Genomic DNA, 19,258 nt, shown 5'->3' on the forward strand with positions numbered 1-19,258 from the left:
TTTATATTGGACTTATTTATCATTTATTGTTTATTTATATGTTTGGATAGATCTTCCCTTCTTGTTCTTTATCAGGATCCTTGCATTTGGCTCGGGTATGGTGATGACATCCTGGGGAGATACAGGGCCATAAACATTCTTATCAACACCCACAATTGATGGAAGCTCATCAAGCATCATCAAAGTCTCTATTGAACTCTTTTTAGCATGAACAGTTTTCACAGCTTTAACTGGAGATTCATCTACAGATCCAGATGCGGTCACACCAACTGTGGTTACCTCTGAAATTGAACCCTCTGAACCTGAATCTTCTGCACTTTCCTGGCTTTTTGAAGTTTCTTTAACTCCGGAATCTCGTTTTGAAGGTTCAGAACCATATATTTCGTATATTTGATTCTCAAACCCTGCAACAGCTTCATCTTCAAATTTTTTTTCAGACTTAGGTGCTTTGGTGGAAATATCCGATACGGGAATATTGGGTGCAGTTTCGTTTGCGGGTGCAGTTTCGTTTGCGGGTGCAGTTTCGTTTGCAACGGGTTTAGTTGATACAGGTTCAATCTCTACAGTTTTTGATACTGTTTCAGTTGATACTGGTTTATCTGTAATAACTTTATCTGTAATAACCGTTGCTGAGGCTTTTACCGGGGATTCAATCAGATTTCCATGATTCTTCTGAATGTAAGATTTTAAGGGCGCGGTCATGTTCTTCCTGTATTTGATAATGGAATCAACCATTTCAAAATACAGGTTTTCCTCCTCTGAGGTGGAGTTCATTGGAACTGCAATTGGATTTTCCTTAACCCTTCTTTTCTTACCGTTGGATTCTTTGAAGAGCTGATGTCCCCTCTGGACATTCATAACTGCACTGCTTGCTATTTTATGTTCTCTTCGCTCACAGATCTCCTCCACGATTCTCTGAGCGTCCCTAAGAAGATACGATTCAAAAGAGAATGGATTATCATCTATCTTCTTCATGAGCCGGTTAAGGTAGTTGGAAACTTCATCGTAGAAATTATCCCCAATACTGGATAAACCACTTAAACTCCGCTCCTTTTTTTGGATCTCCCTTAATACTTGGAAAAATTCATCCAACCCTATTCCTCACTTTCTATCCTTGGAGCTAAAAGGAATGTTAGCTCACCTTCTTCTGAGACCATTTTTAATGACAAGTTAAGTGGCATATCATTTCCTAATTTTAGTACAGCTGTTTCAGAGAATTTATCTGCTTTCAGCATCTCTTTTATTTTCTCAAGTGAAAAAACCGACTTTGCATTTTCTGTGATTTTCTCACCGTGGAGATACTCAATCTTTGCATCCCCAAACTCTCCTTCTGCAGAGGCAATTAATTTGTCAGCATCCACTATCAAAGCTATTTTGTCAGAAACTATGCTTATGTCCTGTATTGAATCTTTAAGCAGTGAAAATGGTATCTCAAATTCAGTTGGATACTCAAGCTCAGGAGGACTTGGAGCCTCATATTCTATGTCTATAAGCCTTATTTTGAATGTACGCCTTGCTTCATTTTCAAATGTAAGTATGAAGTTCCCTTCGTCAACTGTGAGCTCAACAATATCCTCTGATTTTGCCCTTTTTAGAACCTTCATTAGTTCTTCGGTGTCAACGTTGATCTTGAGGGGTTCATCGCACTGGTACACATCAAAAAGTGCTGATTTGAATTCAAGGTGCACAAATGTGATGTGAGACCTGTCAAGTGCGTCTAACCTTAATCCATCGCTGTCTGCCTTCATCTGAACTTCGTCCACAATTGAAGATATTGCATCGAAACTAGTCTTTAGAATGTTTGAATCGCTTAAAACCGCTTTGAACATTTTCGTCCTCCTTATCTATTTTTTATCTTCTCCAGTTATATTATTCTTATTCTTATCTACCTTATTATCATTTTCATCTGCAGTATTCTTTGAGTTTTCTTTTGAAGTATCAACTGGGCCTTTTCTTCCCTCAGCAACTTCAAGTTCTGAATGTATATTTTTAAGGAACGTGGCAGACAGTAATTTCTGATAAAATGCCGCCACTATTACAAATACACCAACTAACATTAAGAAAGCTGCGAACATTGCTGTTTCGCCGAACATAACGTTGTCAGCTACCTTAGTAACTGGACTGGACATCATGATTAAACCGTAAATTATGAGAATAATACCCACAAATAAAGCAGTAAACTGAGCTATGCGTTCTTTTTTGGATTTCAAAGTCCTGAAACTCTCATATTTCATGAGGTGTTCTACAAATGGAAACTCATGATCATCTTTAGCATTTGAGTCTTCAGAGGATTTAAGATCTTCAGAAACCTCAGATTTTGGGGATTCCTGCCCACCTTCAGAAACTCCGGGCTTTTGTGGTTCTGTTTTAGAAGTTTGTGGTTCTGTTTTAGAAGTTTGTGGTTCTGTTTTAGAAGTTTGTGGTTCTGTTTTAGAAGTTTGTAGTTCTGTTTTAGAAGTTTGTAGTTCTGTTTTAGAAGTTTTGGATGTTTCATCCACATGCTTTTTTTCGGGATTATCATGATGAGTTAGATCCCGCTCAAGCAACTCCTTGAACTGCTCAATGAATCCTTTGATGTCCGATAAGAATGAATTAAAAGAATTATCTTTAGTTTTATCGTTATTTTTATCATTCTTATCTTTATCATTCAGTGAACTATTTCCTTCCCCCATATCCCCTGAAACCTTATCTGAACTATCCGACATATTATTCTCCATAAATACTCATAAATTGGACCATATTTTTTTAACTTGAATCCTTATTAATCGTACTCACGCCATGTGTATCCACATTTGGTGCATCTTAAAAATCTTGTTTCTGACTCGTCAGCCCTTCTTGTCTGCTGAAGCCACCAGGATGCTTCTTTGTTTTTACATTTGGGGCAGATGGCTTTGGTTGTGGGTAATGTTTGGATGTCATCGCTTGTAAATATTATGCTCTCTTTGGCTTTCACTTTCTCAGAAACTTTATATTCACTCATTGATTCTTTTGTTATATCCTCTTTGTATCCGCATTTTTTGCATTCAAAACAATCCCCTTGAGGAAACATGACTGTTCCACATTTTGGACAAAATTCCATTTAAATCCTCCTGATATATTAACAAATTAGTAATAATGGTATTTAAGTGATGTAATCTACTGCGGGGTATTCCTGATTTGTATTAAATATGTTAAAAATTTTAATTTAAAATTTAGATTTTATTGATCAAGTATAAATTTATTATCTTTTTTAAATTATTCTTGAAATTTCAAGATGTTCAAAGCATCTTCAATGATCTTTCCATGGTCAAATGCCAGTTCAAGTTCCGAAATTTCATGAAGAGGGAAACATTCAACATCAGCCGCATCTGTGTCTGCTTTGAGATTCCCTTGGATGTTACGGGCTAGAAAACATACCGATACTGTGTGTCCTCTCGGGTCCCTTTTAGGATCCGAGTATACTCCAACGATTCTGTCGAGCTCCACTTCAAGGCCTGTTTCCTCCTTGGTTTCCCTCATGGCCGCTGATTCTACTGTCTCACCGTACTCAACAAAACCACCAGGCAGGGCCCAAAATCCTTTATATGGGTTGTTTTTTCGTTTGATGAGTACTATCGACTCAACATCGCACAGTATTACGGTATCTACAGTTAAAAGAGGGTTTTTAATAGGAACACTTCCCTGTCTTAAGACGTCGATTATTTATGATTAAATTAAACTTTAAGATTAATTCTTAACTAAAACACTTAACTATTCAATTTATTTAACTCATAGAATATTTTCTATAGAATATTTTGACTTCATAAATTTTATCTACCCATTTAATATTTGGTTTTATGCAATTAACTTATTAGATCCACAATTTAAAAAGAGTTTAATACTAGTTTCTGATGAGATTAATCGAATTACGCACTGCCTTTTGACTCTCCTGTTGTAACACCCGCCGCTATTATGTGGGCCGCCCTAATAGGTTCGGGTATGGCGCTTCGAGTTGCAGAAAGCCTTACTATTTCTTCTGCATCATCAACTCCAATTCCACACGTCTGAATGTAGACAGGCTCATTGTTTTCGACCTTGTGCACATTTCCGGCATCGATAACATTATTCCAACGCTTTTCCCAGTCACCAAACTTTTTTAAGGCTTTTTTTATCCTATCAAAATTTGGTTGCTTTCTCATTATAACTATAACAGGTATTCCTGTTTCATGGAAGATCTGATGGATGTTTGCAACGTTAAATCCCCCGAAGGTTATACCGTCAAGCATGATGACACCAAGCTGGTCTTTGTGCCTGGAACCATTCACCATGTCGGTTATTTTCTCGGTTGAGTCTGTACCGTCACCCTGGATGTAGGTTCTTAAGACGCCATCAAGCCAGACCCCTGCTCTGAAGACAGTACCTACCACCATAACAGGACCTTGAGTGTGGGGTGTGAATGGAGCATCATCAATCCCCAGAATCCTTATTTCTTGCTTTATTATTCTGAATTTCCTGTTTTGATCATGATTATCAGGATGGTTGTTGTTTTGATCTTTGTAGATCCCTTTTTTATCTGGATCTTTATTGATCTCTATATCTGGATCTTTACTTTTCATCTTTAAAAGGTTCTATGAGGTTTTTAAACTCATCACACCTTGATTTAACTGTCTCTGCAGCTTTCTTAAGCGATTTTCGAGGATTTTTAGCCTTAATATACAGCTTAGGTTCACCTATGATCGGGTGATCAATAACGTATGCTGCTGCCTCAACATCCTCATCTTCCATTAAAGTCTTTCTTAAAGTATTGCAGAGTGTGTGAGTTTCCCCTGTGATTTCTATTTCCAATTCCTTTTTTGTATCTTTTAATATCTTCATTTTACCCCTCATATTCTGAAGAAATATTTCTTTTCTCTTTTCTTCCACAATTTGGACATGTGACTTCATTTTTGTCTGTTCTTTTCATGAAGTGCCTGCAGTTGGTACACATTGCCTTTATAACTCCGAGTTCATCTTCGGCTGTTGTAAGGTCAACGTTGTCTATACCCATGACCTTGGTCACTCTTGCCTCAATAAGATCTCCAATCCTAAATTCATCGGATAATTTGGCCACATATCCCTTATCAGCCTGAGATATATGTATCGCTCCTGAAAAGGATGTTACAAGACTTCTGCTTTTGCCCTTAATTCCTTCTAGCCTCATAAGGGCGCGCTGACCCCTAACCTCTGATATCTGACCGAAAACAACTACTCCATTTTTTAGTACTGAAGGAGAGCTTGTTTTTGGGATTATTGATATCTTCTTATTTTTATTATCCATAGAAACTGTTCCGGCCGTAAGGGACCTTATTTCACCATCTTCTTCATAAGTCCCCTCTGACGGGACAAACTCTTCGGTAACTCCTAAAGCGTCACCGGGCAGAACAAAATCTCCAGATTTGGTTTTCATTGATTCACCTCAACTTAAAATAAGTATATGAATTTCATGAATTCAACTATCTTACAAATTTTTAACATGCGTTTATAAATTTTTAACCTATAGATCTTTTATACCTATAAGAATCAAATTTCTCCTTTACACATTATTTATATGTTGTTATATTAAGCTTGGTTATCTTTTTATAAACCATTGTAATAAATAGTTAAGGAAATATTTAATGTGAGATAAAACTTGTGAAATAATAACTAACATCGGCTGACCCTCATAAAAACTTCTTAAAGCCATTATACGACCCATTTCAGTTTTTTAATTAAATCTTGCAATGTTAATTTGCAATGTTATCTCAGATCGGCTCAATCATATTTAATTTCATCCATCTCATAGTCTTCCCACTCCCTTTTACCAAGGACTATCTCAAGCTCTGGAGGGGTTAAAAGCGGTTTTTTATACATTTTAGAATCATCTATAGCTATCCTTGGGCATGCTGTCACCACGAAAGCATCCAAATCTCTAAAAGGTACTAAAAGTTCGGGTGAAATATCGTCCATCACGATTATAAATGCTTCTCTTTCTTCTTTATCAATCATATTCTTTAAAACTTTTGCAAGGTCCAGTCTGGACTGGCCTTTCTTGGATGAAACAATTATTCCAAATCTTTTTGCGTCTGCAGCCTTTGCTATCCTTGCAAAACGAATTCTCATGATTCTATCTGCAAATTCATCAATATCTCGAGCATCATTCATGTATGGATCAGCTATTACAACGGGTTTATCTGTGAAAAGTTTGATGCCAAGTGTGTGGAAGTTCCCGCTTCCAACGTAGAGAACTGCATCAATATCCAGGTCTTTTATGGCTGAAAAGTTGCACCCCAAAACCTGACCCTTCTGCGTACCTGATCCCTCTTTCATCACGACTTTCTTCCCATTACCCTCAAGAAAACTGGTTATTTCATCAAGAAGATGCAAGTGCTGGGCTGTTGTAACTAATCCAATACGTTCATATCCTTCAAGGAGACTCAAAGAACTGCCGACAGCACCCATTACATCCATGTTGGATTGGGCCTCAACAAAAAGTACGGGTACATCGTAGTCCAGCGGGAGCGCTGTATGCCCAAAATGAACCAGCAGATCAACCGCACCAGCCATGTCCACGTCTGCAGCATCACATGCCCCGTAACATGGATCAGCTGATATCAAAGTAAATGCATCTGTCTCGTCTTCGATTTGTCTTGCAACATCGGTAGCATAAGTTTTAAGGCCTTCTGGAAACTGCAGTCCAACAGATTTTATATTTTTTTCCTTTATTCTTTCTATGATCTCGTTTACCTTGAATTCGTAGTCCAACATCTCATCCCCATCTCATCTTAGAGATTTTTTTAATGGCAATTAAATCATTGATTAACCCAGTTATTCGTCCACAAGCCATACCTAAGACTCATCAATACTTCCCTTAATTACGACCTTTCCATTCACCACATTCAACTTAACAAGGCTGCGAACTGTGACCCCTGTGGCATCTTCAACTATACATTTTCCTTTGCCCTTTTCTATTACCGCCATTACGTCCACTATATCAACCTTTATAGCTTTAAGAGCCTTAAGGACCGCTATCATAGTACCGCCTGTGCTCACAACATCATCAACAAGAATTATTCTATCCCCGCTGTTAAGTCCATTTATGTAAAGCTCTCCTTCGCTGTAACCTGTCATTTGATGGACAGCAACTTCACCTTCAAGCCCATAAGAACGTTTTCTAACAACTACAAATGGTATTCCTGTTTTAAGGGATAATGCTGTTGCAATGTGGATTCCCATTGCTTCAACACATACTATCTTATCCACATTCATATTTCCAAACTTTGAAACTCCATCTGCAACTTCTTCAAGGATTTCAGGAACAACAAGTGGAACACCGTCGGTTATCGGATGCACAAAATAATCATAATCTCCTTTTTTTACTACAGGAGCCTCTATTAAACTTTTTTTAAGCTTTTCAAACATTCTATCACCATGAATCGGATTTTGATTATTTAAAGAATTATCTTTTAAAGAATTATCTTTAGGGTTATCTAAAAGGAACTTATCTTTAGGAATTATCTAAAAGGAACTAACTAATCTGAGTGGAAAGATGTGAGTTGAGTTTATGTGAGTTGAGTTTGTTTGGACACAACTTAAGTCCAATAAACTTTTAATTAATTTTTTTGAGTCAATTTCTTAATATACGTTTCAATGAATTCAATTTTACTCTTTTTTATTATTTTTAACTATTATAAAATTTTTAACCGTTTATACTGTTTATGTCTTTGAAATAAAAATTTTTAGATTTCAAATCGGGTTATGGGCAAGTTTAATATGATAAATATAGATTAAAACTGATTAAATCATTACCTAAATCATTGTCCATAACAAGATACATGAACTTAAATCATCTATATACTTAGTGTATAAAAATTAATTTATACTACATATAATATGAGTTATAGTTTACAGATTATATTTAAATAATTCATATTTCAAAAGTAAACCCCATAGCATAATACTGTATTTTTATTTGTTATGAAAAAGAAGTTAATATTATAGAAATTGATTATAAGTGTTTAAGACACCGGTGAGAATCATGTTAGACAATCTGGGCAAAAATCTGACCAATACCATGAAAAAATTGGCAGGAATGAGCATAATCGACAAGGAAGTCGTAAAAGAAGTTATAAAAGATATTCAGAGGGCTCTTATCCAGTCGGATGTTAACATAAAGCTGGTACTAAACCTCTCCAAGACCATAGAGGACCGTGCCCTGAATGAGGAGCCTCCAAAGGGTGTCACACCCAAGGAACACGTTATAAAGATCGTCTATGAAGAACTCGTGAATCTCGTGGGAGAAAAGGCCCAGGAAGTAGAGATAGACAAAAAACCATACAAAATACTGTTTGTAGGGCTTCAGGGAAGTGGTAAAACCACCACAATTGGTAAAATTTCCCGCTATCTTCAGAAGAAAGGTTTCAATCCAGCGATCATTTGTACAGATACATGGAGACCTGCAGCCTACGAACAGCTGCGCCAGCTGACTGAAAATATGAACCTGCCTCTTTACGGAGATCCTGAAAATAAAGATGCTCTGGATCTTGCCAAAAAGGGTTTGAATGAGTTTAAAAAACAGGACCTCATAATTGTGGATACTGCAGGACGTCATAAGGAAGAAAAGGATTTACTGGATGAAATGGAAGAGATCTCTGCAATTGTCAAGCCTGACGAGGTAATACTTGTTATCGACGGAACCATAGGTCAGCAGGCAAGAGAGCAGGCTCTTGCATTCAGCAAAACCACCAAGATAGGATCCATAATCATCACCAAACTCGACGGTTCTGCAAAAGGTGGAGGTGCTCTTTCGGCTGTGGCAGAAATTGGAGCCCCCATCAAATTTATAGGAACAGGAGAAAGGGTTGATGACTTTGAAGCCTTCGATCCAGAACGTTTTATATCCCGGTTACTGGGAATGGGCGATATAAGAAGCCTGATCGAAAAGGCCGAGGAAATAGCTAAAGATGACATTGATATGGACTCTGTCGATGCTATGATGAGTGGTAAATTCACACTCAAGGATATGTACTCCCAGTTCGAGATGATGAACAAGATGGGTCCGATGAAACAGGTTATGAACATGATCCCTGGTATGGGAAGTAAACTTCCAAAAAATGCCTCCCAAATGACGGAAGAAAAGCTTGGTAAGTACAAAATACTCATGGATTCCATGACCGAATACGAACTTGAACATCCTGAGGTCATTAAACAGTCAAGGGTTAAAAGAATAGCTCGCGGATCTGGTATGCGTAATGAAGATGTTAAAGAGCTTATGAAATACTACAACGTCACGAAAAAGGCCATTAAAGGCTTTGGAAAAAGGAAAATGGGCGGGCCAATGGGTCAAATGATGCGTCAAATGATGAGGTAACTAAAAACTTAAAATGATTTTAGGAATTTTTATCCTTATTCAATCATTTTTAGACAAATTTTTAGGAACTTGAATAAGACCCTCACTAATTTTCATTTTTAAATAGAAATTACAGAATTAAATAGATATAAGTCCTATTATTATGGATGAGGTAAAAATGGAATTTGAAATACGAGATAAAGCAGTTAAAATTATCGAAATTACAGAAGGAAAACTCTGCAACAGATGTTTAGGCAGAAATTTCTCTAAGATAATAGATGCCCCTGGAAACATGGAAAGGGGAGAATACGTGAGGAAAATTCTCTCTCAAAACGGTTACAACCTGCCTCAAAATGATTTAAATAGTAGTAAATGTCATGTCTGCAGTAACATCTTCGACCAGGTGGATCTGGAAGATGAAAACATTGTAGACAGGATAATTAAGGAAATAACTGATTCTGGAATCGAATTTTCGAACTTTCTGGTTGGATGCAAGGTTCAACCTGAAATCCTGGAAAATGAGGCAAAAATCCAGAAAGAACTTTATATTGACGTTGAAAGTATTAAAAAAGAACTTAACCGGGAGATTGGTAAAGCCCTTTCATCGAAACTTGGAAAAGAGGTAGAATTCGACAACCCCAATCTCGTTGTGATGATAGACTTTAAAAATGGGAATATTGAACTTCAGACCAATCCCCTCTTCATTGAAGGCCGTTACAGGAAGCTTTTACGAGGTATTCCCCAGACAAAATGGCCCTGCACCAAATGCAAAGGAAAAGGATGTGAAAGATGTAATTTCACAGGTAAGATGTACCAGGAATCTGTTGAAGAGCTAGTATCTCCAGATGCCGTGAAAGCCACACAAGGTTCATCCTCTAAATTCCACGGGGCCGGCCGTGAAGATATAGACGTTAGAATGCTTGGAAATGGAAGGCCTTTTGTACTAGAGATCAAAGAGCCCAAGCTGAGGGATATTGACCTGGAAGAGCTTGAGGAAAATGTAAACAAACATGCAGAAGGAAAGGTTGAAATTTTAAACATGAAATTTGTTGGTAAAGAGAGGCGCAGCCAGATAAAGACCTCATCAACAGATACGTACAAAGTTTACCGTGCCATTGCAGAACTTGAGGATGAGGTGGAGGATGAAGTTTTAAGATCTTTAAACTCCATTAAGATCATAAAACAGCGCACACCCATAAGAGTATCCCACAGGCGTGCCGATAAAATACGCACACGTGAGGTTAGAAATATGGAGTTCAAAAAACTAGATGCAAAAACTCTTGAACTTGTAATAGAATGTGAAGGGGGACTCTACATCAAGGAACTCATATCTAGTGATGAATCTAGAACCAAACCCAGCGTATCAGAGGTACTTGGAACCCCTGCAAAGTGTGTAAAGCTTGATGTTCTGGAAGTGAACATTTAAGAGTTACCAGAACATAAGTATTATATAAGTTAAAAGAATCAATAGCATGATCAAATATATATTAGATTCCCTGCAAACCATTGTATCAACTACATTAAACAAAAAAAATACATTGTAAAATATCTGAAATTTCAGATTTTGTAGGTTCAAGTTATATCTAATTTCAAAAGAATATTATATCTGATTTCAAACGAATTTTAAAGTATTCCTGGATCAGCTTTTTCATTTGAACTAGAGTTGTTGATACATGATTACGGATGATATGCTTACAAAATAAAAACATTAAATCCATAGTATTAACATAGAAATTGGATATAGATCCACTAGTAATATTCATATAAATGAATTCAATTTGACATTTAGTCACTTGATCAACCTTTAAAAGGTTGAAATGGAGGTTCAAACATGGTGAAAAGATCAAAAGGTTTTAGAAGTAAAACACGTTTCAAACTTAAAAAGAGTATAAGGCCCGTTAGAGCAAACAACATAACCAAAAGAATACAGATCTTCAATGAAGATGATCTCGTTCATATAATAATCGACCCAAGCATTCAAAAAGGTCAGCCACATCCCCGTTTCCATGGTCAAACCGGTAGAGTCGCAAATAGAAGGGGACGTGCATATATAGTACAGATAAACGATGGTAATAAAGCTAAAAAATTGATAATACGACCAGAACACCTTAAAATGCAAGAGTGATATTGATGATTGGAAAAAAAGTGATAGAAACCGATCCTATCACGGTTGCAGATGTTAAAACAATGCTGGGTGGGCTTTCAGAGAGTTATGATCTCACATACGAGCAGAATCTTGCTTTAGATCATGCTACAAAGTTTTCAAAACTTGAAGTTGAATCTGCAGACAAGTTGGTTGAGGAACTTCAGGAGATCGTGAAGAAAACTCAAGCTATCAAAATAGCAGATGTTATGCCCTTAGATCTGGCGGATCTGAGGCTGATATTTGCTAAAGAAAGGGGTTCACATAAAAAAGAAGAGTTAGAACAGGTACTAGAAGTAGTAAATAAGTACAGGGAATAACTCAAAAAATTTAGTGTAAAAATTTTAGTGTGACTAAAAGACCTTATGGTCTTGAATAAATAAAAAAACCATCCGGGTGGTTGAATGGAAGATTATGCAATTATCCTTGATTATCTTCCTTTAGGTTATGTTAGGGAAGGTGCGCCTTCATTTAAACGGAATCCTCTGGCTCAGGCTGTGGGTACAGAAGAGTTTACTATCCTTGAACTCGTTCCGAAGGAAAGTGCTCAACTGGATATACATGAAAAGGTTTACATAGGCTCAGGAAAAAGGGAAAAAATAGCACGTGTGAACAGGCGAATTAAGTACGATACACTCACAGCCACTGCAAAGTTAGAGCTCAGCTATGTTATAGAAGAGATCATAAAGGCCAAAGAGGAAAAATTTGTTGAATTCTTCAATGAAGCTGGGTCAATATCAACAAGGCTGCATCAAATCGAGCTTCTGCCCGGAATAGGTAAAAAGCATATGTGGGACATAATAGATGCAAGGCAGGAAAAGAAATTTGAAAGCTTTGAAGATATAAAAAAACGGGTCCCCATGCTTGCAGACCCTGTAAAACTCCTTGCAAAACGTGTCCTTCTGGAACTTGAAGCAACAGGAGAACAAAAGGGAAAAAGGAAGTATATTCTCTTCACGAGACCTCCTAAAAAGCCTGTTTAACTTAATCCAATTAAATTTATTTCCATACTATTTTTTTAACATCTTTTTTTAGGAGTACATAAATGTTGTCTGAGACCCTCAAAATACTAAAAAAACAGGATATAAGACTTGACAAACGAAAGGGTCAAAATTATCTCGTAAACAAAACTGTGCTCTCAAAAATAATCACTAACGCAGAGTTATCATCGGAAGATACAGTGCTTGAAATCGGGGCGGGTATTGGAACCTTGACCATTCCACTTGCAAAGAGGGTAAGGCATGTTTTTGCAGTTGAACAGGATTCAAAGGTTGCAGAAGTTTTAATAGAAAGGCTCGAAGATCTCGGTGTTTCTAACGTCAACGTCATTGTTGGGGATGCAACCAAAATGGAGTTTCCAGAGTTCAATAAGGTTGTTTCAAACCTCCCCTACAAGATATCATCCCCAATAACATTCAAACTCCTCAAAAACAAGTTTGATTTCGCCATACTCATGTATCAACGGGAATTTGCAGACAGAATGGTTGCAAAAGCTGGAGAAAAGAATTATTCACGGCTTTCAGTTATGATGCATTTCTGCTCAAAAGTTGAGTTTCTATTTGAGGTTTCAAAGGACTCATTTTTCCCCAAACCCAAAGTATCATCGGCAGTTATTAAGTTAACTCCTAAAAATGCTGCAGAATCTGGTGTTGATGAATTCTTCTTAAAGACTGTGAGGGCGTTGTTCCAGCACAAGAAGAAGAATGTGCGAAACGCTCTGCTTGATTCATTCCATGAAATAGACGATATGGACAAAAAATCAGCTAAAAAAGTGGTTTCGAACTTAAAATCAGATTTTTTGGTTGATAAGGTTTTTAAATTAGAACCAAATGAAATAATGGCCATTTCAAAGGAACTTAAAGTTGTTTTAAATGAATTTAAAGCTTAAAACTTAATTAAGTTAAATTTAATTAAATTAAGGGGTTAAATTGGGAATTAAATGGACTAACATTGAAATTGATTGAGCGTTATAACGAAGAATTTTTATATCTACAAGAATTTTATATTCAAGATAAGATTAAGATTCGTCATTAAAATATTTATTACTAAGAAAATAATAGTGATTGAGTAAAATTTTATGCACAACTGAATTGATTAAAAAATAGGATTGATGAAGATGGATCAAAACCCCTATGAAATATTTCAAAATGAATTTCCAGAACTTGCAGGTAAGTTCAATGAGCTGGTTGAAGCACAGATCTCCCTTAAAGGACTGGACCCCAAAACCAAACAGCTCATTAACCTAGCCATTCAAACTGCCAATAGAAATCCTCAGGGAGTTAAAATGCACGCAATGATGGCCAAAAAAATAGGAGCCACCAGAGAAGAAGTGACCAGTGCTGTAGTGCTGAATTTACATCTTTCTGGACTTGCAGCTGTGCTTGAATGTCTTCCAGCTGCTATTGAAGGTTTTAAACTGGAATAAATAATCCTTTTAAGTTTTTTTAATAGGTTTAAATAAGAATTTTTTTTAATAAAAATTTTGTAAAAATCTTTAATTTTTTAATTTCGATTTTTAATATATTAAATTTCATGTGGAAAGACTATGATCAAATACAATGAAATGGAGTTTCAAACCCATCTTGAGGTGTATGAGCCTGCAGAAGACACCTTCCTATTTTTAGACAACCTCAACATTAAAGAAAACGATTACGTGCTTGAAATAGGGCCAGGTACGGGCATTATTTCAATAATCGCCTCCAAAACAGCTGAAAACGTTGTAGCCGTGGATATAAACCCACATGCAGTTGAATGTACCAGAAAGAACGCAGAGCACAACAAAGCGTTTAATATTGGTGTGAGAGAAGGAGATCTTTTTGATCCAGTTAAAGGCGAAAAATTCGACCTTATCTTATTCAACACGCCGTATTTACCAACAGGTGAAGATGAAAAAGTTGATGACCAACTTGAAGCTGCATGGGATGGTGGAGAAGAGGGTAGAGAAACTATAGACAGATTTCTGGACGAACTGTACGATCATCTGAAACCCCATGGAAGGGTCCAGATGGTGCAATCTTCCCTCTCTGACATTCCAAAAACCCTTAAAAGATTAGAAGAAATGGGTTTTGAGGCCGCTGTAACTGCCAGCGAACACTACTTCTTTGAGGAAGTTGTTGTTATAACTGGCACTATCAGTTAAGAAGTATTTTAAGAAGAGGGTTTAATCTAAAAAGCAATATTATATCCTGATTGGATTAAAACAGTTCTTTGAGCATATATTTAATAGGTACCTACACTTAAAACTCCTTAAGCATCATTTTTACTTACCACCACTTCATCTTCACCAACGGGACACACATGGACTATTGCAAGGGTTACAACATCCACATTTTCAATTATGTTTTTTTCAACCTTGTGCGACAATTTATGAGCTTCTCTAAGGGCTAAATCGCCCCCAACCTCAATATGGAGTTCTGCAGATGCGCAGGGGCCCATGTAATTTATTCTTATATCATGGGCATCGTAAACACCAACAACAGATAGCGCTGCAGATTTTACATCTGTTAAAAGTTTTTCTGAAGGTATTTTTCCCATTATATTGTCTATATTATCTTTAAATACATCAAGAGCTGTTTTTAAAACCATTAACCCTATGAAAAATGCCACTATCGGGTCTAAAATTGGAAATCCCATTTTTGCCCCGATTACACCCACCAGTATTGCAACACAGGCAAATATATCCACCTTTTGGTGATTGGCGTCTGCTATTATGGCAGGACTGTTTACCTTTTTACCAACTTTCATTGAGTATGAGGTTAAGGCAAAGTTGGCTCCAACTCCAACAAGGGCCATCACCGCTGCAAGGTAACTTGGAGGGGTTAAAGATACACCCAAAGTAACTTTAGTGTAAACCTCTGAAAATATTTCGTAGGCAATAATTATCAGGAATAGAACTATGGCCAGCCCCATCAATGGCTCAGCCCTCCCATGTCCGTAGGGATGTTCCTTGTCCGGAGGTCTAAGGCCTATTTTAAATCCTATGAAAGCTATGGCCGATGTCATTATATCAGAGAATGTATGTGCCGATTCCACAATCAGCGCAGTACTTCCAGATAAGATCCCCACTATGAAATTAAAAATAGTAAGAGCTATTTTTCCAGATACGGAAAGTATAACTGCTTTTTGTCCTGTTTTCTCCCTCATTTCTGCATCCATTTAAAACTTCCAACCCAATCTTCATAATCTTCAATTAACTATGTGGTTAGATAGGTGCCCAGATTTAAAGTTTTCGGGAAAATAAGTTAGGCCAGTCTAATATTGAAGATTTTGTTTCATTAAACTATTTTAAAACCATTTTAAAGATTTTATAATTCTATTTATTAAAATAAAGCGTGTTAGATCTTTAAATTTTTATTAAAAGTAGATTGTATTTAGACCCTGTGTGTATACTCTGTGTTCATTAAAAAAAATAAAAAATCAAATTGTGATTAGTTTAAAACACCGATTAAAAAAAGAACAAAATGTGATAAATCTAAAACAAAGCTGTCAGAACCAGACCTATGCTCAGACTCATCACAATTACAACTGTTGCAATGGCTATCAAGTTAAACAGCTTTGAGTTTACATGCTCACCCATGATATTCCTGTCATTTATGATAAGAAGCATCAATATCAGTACAAATGGGAGAAGCATGCCGTTTGCAACCTGAGATAGGTACAGGATTGAAAGCAAAGGCACGTTTGGAAGCATGATAATGATAACCGCCAGTACAATGAGTCCAAGGTACAACCCATGGAAAACCGGTGCTTCCTTGAAACCCTTTGAAACCCCTGCCTCAAAGCCCAGACTTTCACACACGTAATATGCCGTAGACAATGGCAATATACTTGCTGCAAAGAGTGAAGCATTCAAAAATCCAAACGCAAATAATATGCTAGCATATTGTCCTGCAAGAGGTGCAAGTGCATTTGAAACATCTGCAACGTTATTAACCTGGATTCCATTGGTGAATATGGTGGCTGCACATGCCAGCACAATGAAAAATGCCACTATATTCACAATTACTGCTCCTATTATGGCATCTGCCTTGGAATACTTCAGGTTCTTTAAACTGATGCCCTTCTCCACAACCGATGACTGAATGTAAAACATCATCCATGGAGCTATGGTTGTTCCCACCAAACCTATTACCATGGTGATGTAAGTTGGATCCAGGCTTATCTGAGGCACTAAGACACTTTTTATAGCAAGGCCCCAATCAGGGTGGGCAAGGTATCCCGCAACAATATACGTTAGATAAATGGCTGAAGCTGCTAAAAAGACCTTTTCAACGCTTTTATAACTTCCTTTAACCACCAGAAGCCATACGAAGAATGCTGCAACAGGTAAAGCTATGAACTTGGGTACATTAAATATTCCACTGCTTACAGCAATACCTGAAAACTCTGCAAGTACGTTACCAAAGTTGGCAAGGAGCAGTGCTATCATCATTAAAAAGGTGAATTTAATTCCAACCTTTTCACGTATAAGATCTGCTAGCCCCTTTCCTGATACAACTCCCATTCTAACTCCCATTTCCTGGATGACAGCTAAAGCTATTATCATGGGTATAAATGTCCAGAGGAGGTTGTAGCCGAACTGTGCACCGGCAAGGGAGTATGTGGTGATACCACCGGCATCGTTGTCAACGTTGGCCGTTATAATTCCAGGACCCATTACCGAAAGAAATATTATGATACTTAGCACAGCAGGGCTTTTAAAAACCCTGCGGATAATTTGAAAATCCATACAATCTCCTCAAATTTGAAAATCTACAAAAAATTCATGAAAAAAACGTTTCAAGGTTATTTAAACCTGATCATCTTCCAAACATTCTTGGAACCCTTTTTTTCCATGCCGTAGGCAGAACAATATCTATGGCATCGTCGACTGTGATAATACCCCTTAATTTAGTTTCATCCTCCACTACAGGTAGTGCTATGAGGTTGTACTTGGCAATTTTTTGGGCTACCTCGTGCTGGTCTTCCATTACATCTGCTTTTATAATATGCGTGTGCATGAAATCTGAAATGTTTGCATCCAGGTCTGCAAGTATAATATCCCTCAAGGAGGTTACTCCTACAAGATCGCCTTTTTTTGAAATAACATAAACATAGTAAAGGGTTTCAACATCTTCTGCCATCTTACGAATAGCGTCTAAAACCTTACGAACAGTTAAATCCTGATCAACGTATGCAAATTCTGTTGTCATGATTCCGCCTGCTGTGTTTTCAGGGTATTCCAGAAGTTTCCTAAGATCCTTTGATTCTTCAGGTTTCATTAATCCAAGCAGTTCTTCGGCCTTGTCATCCGGTAGATCTCCAAGTAAGTCTGCAGCATCGTCAGGTGACATCTCATCCAAAAGATCTGCAGCACGTTTACTATCCATTCCCTCAAATAGAGATACCTGTCTTTCAGGCGATACTTCTTCCAATGTATCAGCTGCGGATTCATCATCAAGAGAATTTAAAATTGTTATAGATTCATTAACACCAAGTTGATCCACAATTTCAGCAATATCTGCAGGGTGGAGCTTTTTAAGGTTTTGTTTAGGTACCTTGAGTTTTAACTTGGAATAATCACTTTCCAGAGGGTCTATGTCATTCCATGCAATAATATCATCTGTTTTAGCAATTCCCAGAGGTTTAGTTATTCTTTGAAGCCCCAATCTTCTTATAATACCTTGAATACCAATATCGACACCAATAATATGATAATAACCATTAGTAGCTGATATTTTTAGATCATTTACTCGTCTGATCTTCTGATCCTCAATATCAACAACCTGTCTATCCATTACGTCTTCTAAAAGTTTTATATCACGTTTTGCAAAGTTGTACTCTTTAATATCATCTAATTCTGATTTTAACTTAATTTCTCGCACCATATTCTCTACGTATTCCCATGGCACATTTATTTGTTTCTTATCTAATGTTTCTACTGTTATAGCTTCTATTATAGGATATGGGCTTTCTGAGGACACTATAACATCCTTGAGTTTTCCTATCTTTTCTCCCCTCTGGTTGATCACAGGTCTTTTGATAAATTCACTCAGGTACAAATTCTCACCTCCCTTAAACCTTGTGGATAGTTTTTTTGGACTGCTAACTTATGGTCATTTTTGTGTATACTTACTATTTCGGCCCCATAGGTGGCACCACCCCCTCTTTAACACGTTCCATCACGATCATTTCTGTTAAATCTTCAACACCATCAACAGAACGGATCTTACTGTTCATTACTTTGTTAAGCTCCTCTAAACTGTGTGACCATAGTTTAATCAGGATGTCGTACTCTCCTGAGATACTGTAAACTTCAGAGACCTCTTCAAGCATTGACAACTCCTTTTCAACATTTTCGTGTTTTTCTGATTCTGTTTGGATAATTACTATTGCAGTAACCTTTAATCCTAGCGCTTTTGGATCCAATATTAATGTATATTCTTTTATAGCGTTTTTTTCAAGTTTTTTAAGCCTGTTGGAGATGGTAGCGTCAGGCACATCTATCTCTTTTGACATCTGGGAGATGGTGATCCTTGAATTTTTGATCAAAGAACGTATTATCTCCATGTCTATATCGTCCATTTGGAACTCACCACAATACTTTATACATAATTCAATCTTTAATTAGTATCAGTATATTACCAACATATCTTATAAATGTTCGGTAGATTACCCAAATTATTTCAGCTTATGGGAAGATCACCCATATTTTCATGAATATTTGGTAATGTCTAAAGAGTAAAATTTGACCTTAAATAGATTTTAAACTAATATAAATGATTAAAATCTTTTAAAGCTTGTGAAAAATATTT

Annotated in this window: 22 protein-coding genes; 8 read left to right on the forward strand and 14 right to left on the reverse strand. The window is 36.9% G+C overall.

Translation table 11 applies throughout. The features are described from left to right. Nucleotides 1-30: 30 nt before the first annotated feature. The 10 genes from MSWAN_RS11295 to hpt form a co-directional block, all read right to left on the reverse strand. Nucleotides 31-1,092, reverse strand: coding sequence for a DNA replication complex subunit Gins51 (locus MSWAN_RS11295; RefSeq protein ID WP_013826781.1), 1,062 nt, complete (start codon nucleotides 1,090-1,092; stop codon nucleotides 31-33). A 2-nt stretch (nucleotides 1,093-1,094) separates the two neighbouring features. Continuing rightward, nucleotides 1,095-1,829, reverse strand: coding sequence for a proliferating cell nuclear antigen (pcna) (gene pcn / locus MSWAN_RS11300; protein ID WP_013826782.1), 735 nt, complete (start codon nucleotides 1,827-1,829; stop codon nucleotides 1,095-1,097). A gap of 15 nt (nucleotides 1,830-1,844) precedes the next feature. Next, entirely contained in the window at nucleotides 1,845-2,705 is an 861-nt protein-coding gene (locus MSWAN_RS12375) for a hypothetical protein (RefSeq protein WP_013826783.1), read from the reverse strand. 56 nt (nucleotides 2,706-2,761) lie between these two features. Continuing rightward, nucleotides 2,762-3,079, reverse strand: coding sequence for a transcription factor S (locus MSWAN_RS11310; protein WP_013826784.1), 318 nt, complete (start codon nucleotides 3,077-3,079; stop codon nucleotides 2,762-2,764). Between the two features lie 155 nt (nucleotides 3,080-3,234). Continuing rightward, a complete protein-coding gene (locus tag MSWAN_RS11315) occupies nucleotides 3,235-3,648 on the reverse strand; it encodes an NUDIX domain-containing protein (protein ID WP_013826785.1) in 414 nt (137 codons plus the stop codon). A 236-nt stretch (nucleotides 3,649-3,884) separates the two neighbouring features. Beyond that, nucleotides 3,885-4,574, reverse strand: a complete 690-nt coding sequence (locus tag MSWAN_RS11320) for an endonuclease dU (protein WP_013826786.1) — start codon at nucleotides 4,572-4,574, stop codon at nucleotides 3,885-3,887. After that, nucleotides 4,564-4,833 carry a DNA-directed RNA polymerase subunit L gene (locus MSWAN_RS11325; protein WP_013826787.1) on the reverse strand — a complete coding sequence of 90 codons (270 nt, stop codon included), beginning with the start codon at nucleotides 4,831-4,833 and terminating at the stop codon, nucleotides 4,564-4,566. The genes MSWAN_RS11320 and MSWAN_RS11325 overlap by 11 nt, the downstream gene beginning before the upstream one ends. A 1-nt stretch (nucleotide 4,834) precedes the next feature. Continuing rightward, nucleotides 4,835-5,404, reverse strand: coding sequence for an exosome complex RNA-binding protein Csl4 (locus MSWAN_RS11330; protein ID WP_013826788.1), 570 nt, complete (start codon nucleotides 5,402-5,404; stop codon nucleotides 4,835-4,837). 344 nt (nucleotides 5,405-5,748) lie between these two features. After that, on the reverse strand, nucleotides 5,749-6,741 hold the full coding sequence (dph2, locus tag MSWAN_RS11335; RefSeq protein ID WP_013826789.1) for a diphthamide biosynthesis enzyme Dph2: 993 nt from the start codon (nucleotides 6,739-6,741) through the stop codon (nucleotides 5,749-5,751). Nucleotides 6,742-6,822: 81 nt separating this feature from the next. Further along, entirely contained in the window at nucleotides 6,823-7,395 is a 573-nt protein-coding gene (gene hpt, locus MSWAN_RS11340; protein WP_013826790.1) for a hypoxanthine/guanine phosphoribosyltransferase, read from the reverse strand. Nucleotides 7,396-8,011: 616 nt separating this feature from the next. Here hpt and MSWAN_RS11345 point away from each other — a divergent pair. From MSWAN_RS11345 to MSWAN_RS11380, 8 genes are all read left to right on the forward strand, one after another. Beyond that, nucleotides 8,012-9,343 carry a signal recognition particle protein Srp54 gene (locus tag MSWAN_RS11345; protein WP_013826791.1) on the forward strand — a complete coding sequence of 444 codons (1,332 nt, stop codon included), beginning with the start codon at nucleotides 8,012-8,014 and terminating at the stop codon, nucleotides 9,341-9,343. Between the two features lie 157 nt (nucleotides 9,344-9,500). Next, nucleotides 9,501-10,748 carry a tRNA pseudouridine(54/55) synthase Pus10 gene (locus MSWAN_RS11350; RefSeq protein WP_013826792.1) on the forward strand — a complete coding sequence of 416 codons (1,248 nt, stop codon included), beginning with the start codon at nucleotides 9,501-9,503 and terminating at the stop codon, nucleotides 10,746-10,748. 408 nt (nucleotides 10,749-11,156) lie between these two features. Continuing rightward, nucleotides 11,157-11,447: a 50S ribosomal protein L21e gene (locus tag MSWAN_RS11355; protein ID WP_173361665.1), complete on the forward strand. Its 291-nt coding sequence runs from the start codon at nucleotides 11,157-11,159 to the stop codon at nucleotides 11,445-11,447. Between the two features lie 5 nt (nucleotides 11,448-11,452). Further along, nucleotides 11,453-11,785 carry an RNA polymerase Rpb4 family protein gene (locus tag MSWAN_RS11360; RefSeq protein ID WP_013826794.1) on the forward strand — a complete coding sequence of 111 codons (333 nt, stop codon included), beginning with the start codon at nucleotides 11,453-11,455 and terminating at the stop codon, nucleotides 11,783-11,785. An 84-nt stretch (nucleotides 11,786-11,869) separates the two neighbouring features. Further along, nucleotides 11,870-12,448, forward strand: coding sequence for a DUF655 domain-containing protein (locus tag MSWAN_RS11365; protein WP_013826795.1), 579 nt, complete (start codon nucleotides 11,870-11,872; stop codon nucleotides 12,446-12,448). 62 nt (nucleotides 12,449-12,510) lie between these two features. Next, nucleotides 12,511-13,353, forward strand: coding sequence for a 16S rRNA (adenine(1518)-N(6)/adenine(1519)-N(6))-dimethyltransferase RsmA (gene rsmA / locus MSWAN_RS11370; protein WP_013826796.1), 843 nt, complete (start codon nucleotides 12,511-12,513; stop codon nucleotides 13,351-13,353). A 222-nt stretch (nucleotides 13,354-13,575) separates the two neighbouring features. Further along, nucleotides 13,576-13,890 carry a carboxymuconolactone decarboxylase family protein gene (locus MSWAN_RS11375; protein WP_227716965.1) on the forward strand — a complete coding sequence of 105 codons (315 nt, stop codon included), beginning with the start codon at nucleotides 13,576-13,578 and terminating at the stop codon, nucleotides 13,888-13,890. Nucleotides 13,891-14,010: 120 nt separating this feature from the next. After that, nucleotides 14,011-14,604: a HemK2/MTQ2 family protein methyltransferase gene (locus tag MSWAN_RS11380; protein WP_013826798.1), complete on the forward strand. Its 594-nt coding sequence runs from the start codon at nucleotides 14,011-14,013 to the stop codon at nucleotides 14,602-14,604. A gap of 107 nt (nucleotides 14,605-14,711) precedes the next feature. Here MSWAN_RS11380 and MSWAN_RS11385 read toward each other — a convergent pair whose 3' ends face one another. From MSWAN_RS11385 to MSWAN_RS11400, 4 genes are all read right to left on the reverse strand, one after another. Further along, nucleotides 14,712-15,620 carry a cation diffusion facilitator family transporter gene (locus MSWAN_RS11385; RefSeq protein WP_013826799.1) on the reverse strand — a complete coding sequence of 303 codons (909 nt, stop codon included), beginning with the start codon at nucleotides 15,618-15,620 and terminating at the stop codon, nucleotides 14,712-14,714. Between the two features lie 316 nt (nucleotides 15,621-15,936). Beyond that, nucleotides 15,937-17,193, reverse strand: coding sequence for an Nramp family divalent metal transporter (locus MSWAN_RS11390; RefSeq protein ID WP_013826800.1), 1,257 nt, complete (start codon nucleotides 17,191-17,193; stop codon nucleotides 15,937-15,939). Between the two features lie 70 nt (nucleotides 17,194-17,263). Then, on the reverse strand, nucleotides 17,264-18,505 hold the full coding sequence (locus MSWAN_RS11395; protein WP_013826801.1) for a magnesium transporter MgtE N-terminal domain-containing protein: 1,242 nt from the start codon (nucleotides 18,503-18,505) through the stop codon (nucleotides 17,264-17,266). Between the two features lie 73 nt (nucleotides 18,506-18,578). Beyond that, nucleotides 18,579-19,028 (reverse strand): Lrp/AsnC family transcriptional regulator, encoded by a 450-nt coding sequence (locus MSWAN_RS11400; protein ID WP_013826802.1) that lies wholly within the window; start codon nucleotides 19,026-19,028, stop codon nucleotides 18,579-18,581. Nucleotides 19,029-19,258 lie beyond the last annotated feature (230 nt).

Origin of the sequence: Methanobacterium paludis (assembly GCF_000214725.1) — an archaeon.
In the GTDB taxonomy this organism is placed as follows: Archaea; Methanobacteriota; Methanobacteria; order Methanobacteriales; family Methanobacteriaceae; genus Methanobacterium_C; species Methanobacterium_C paludis.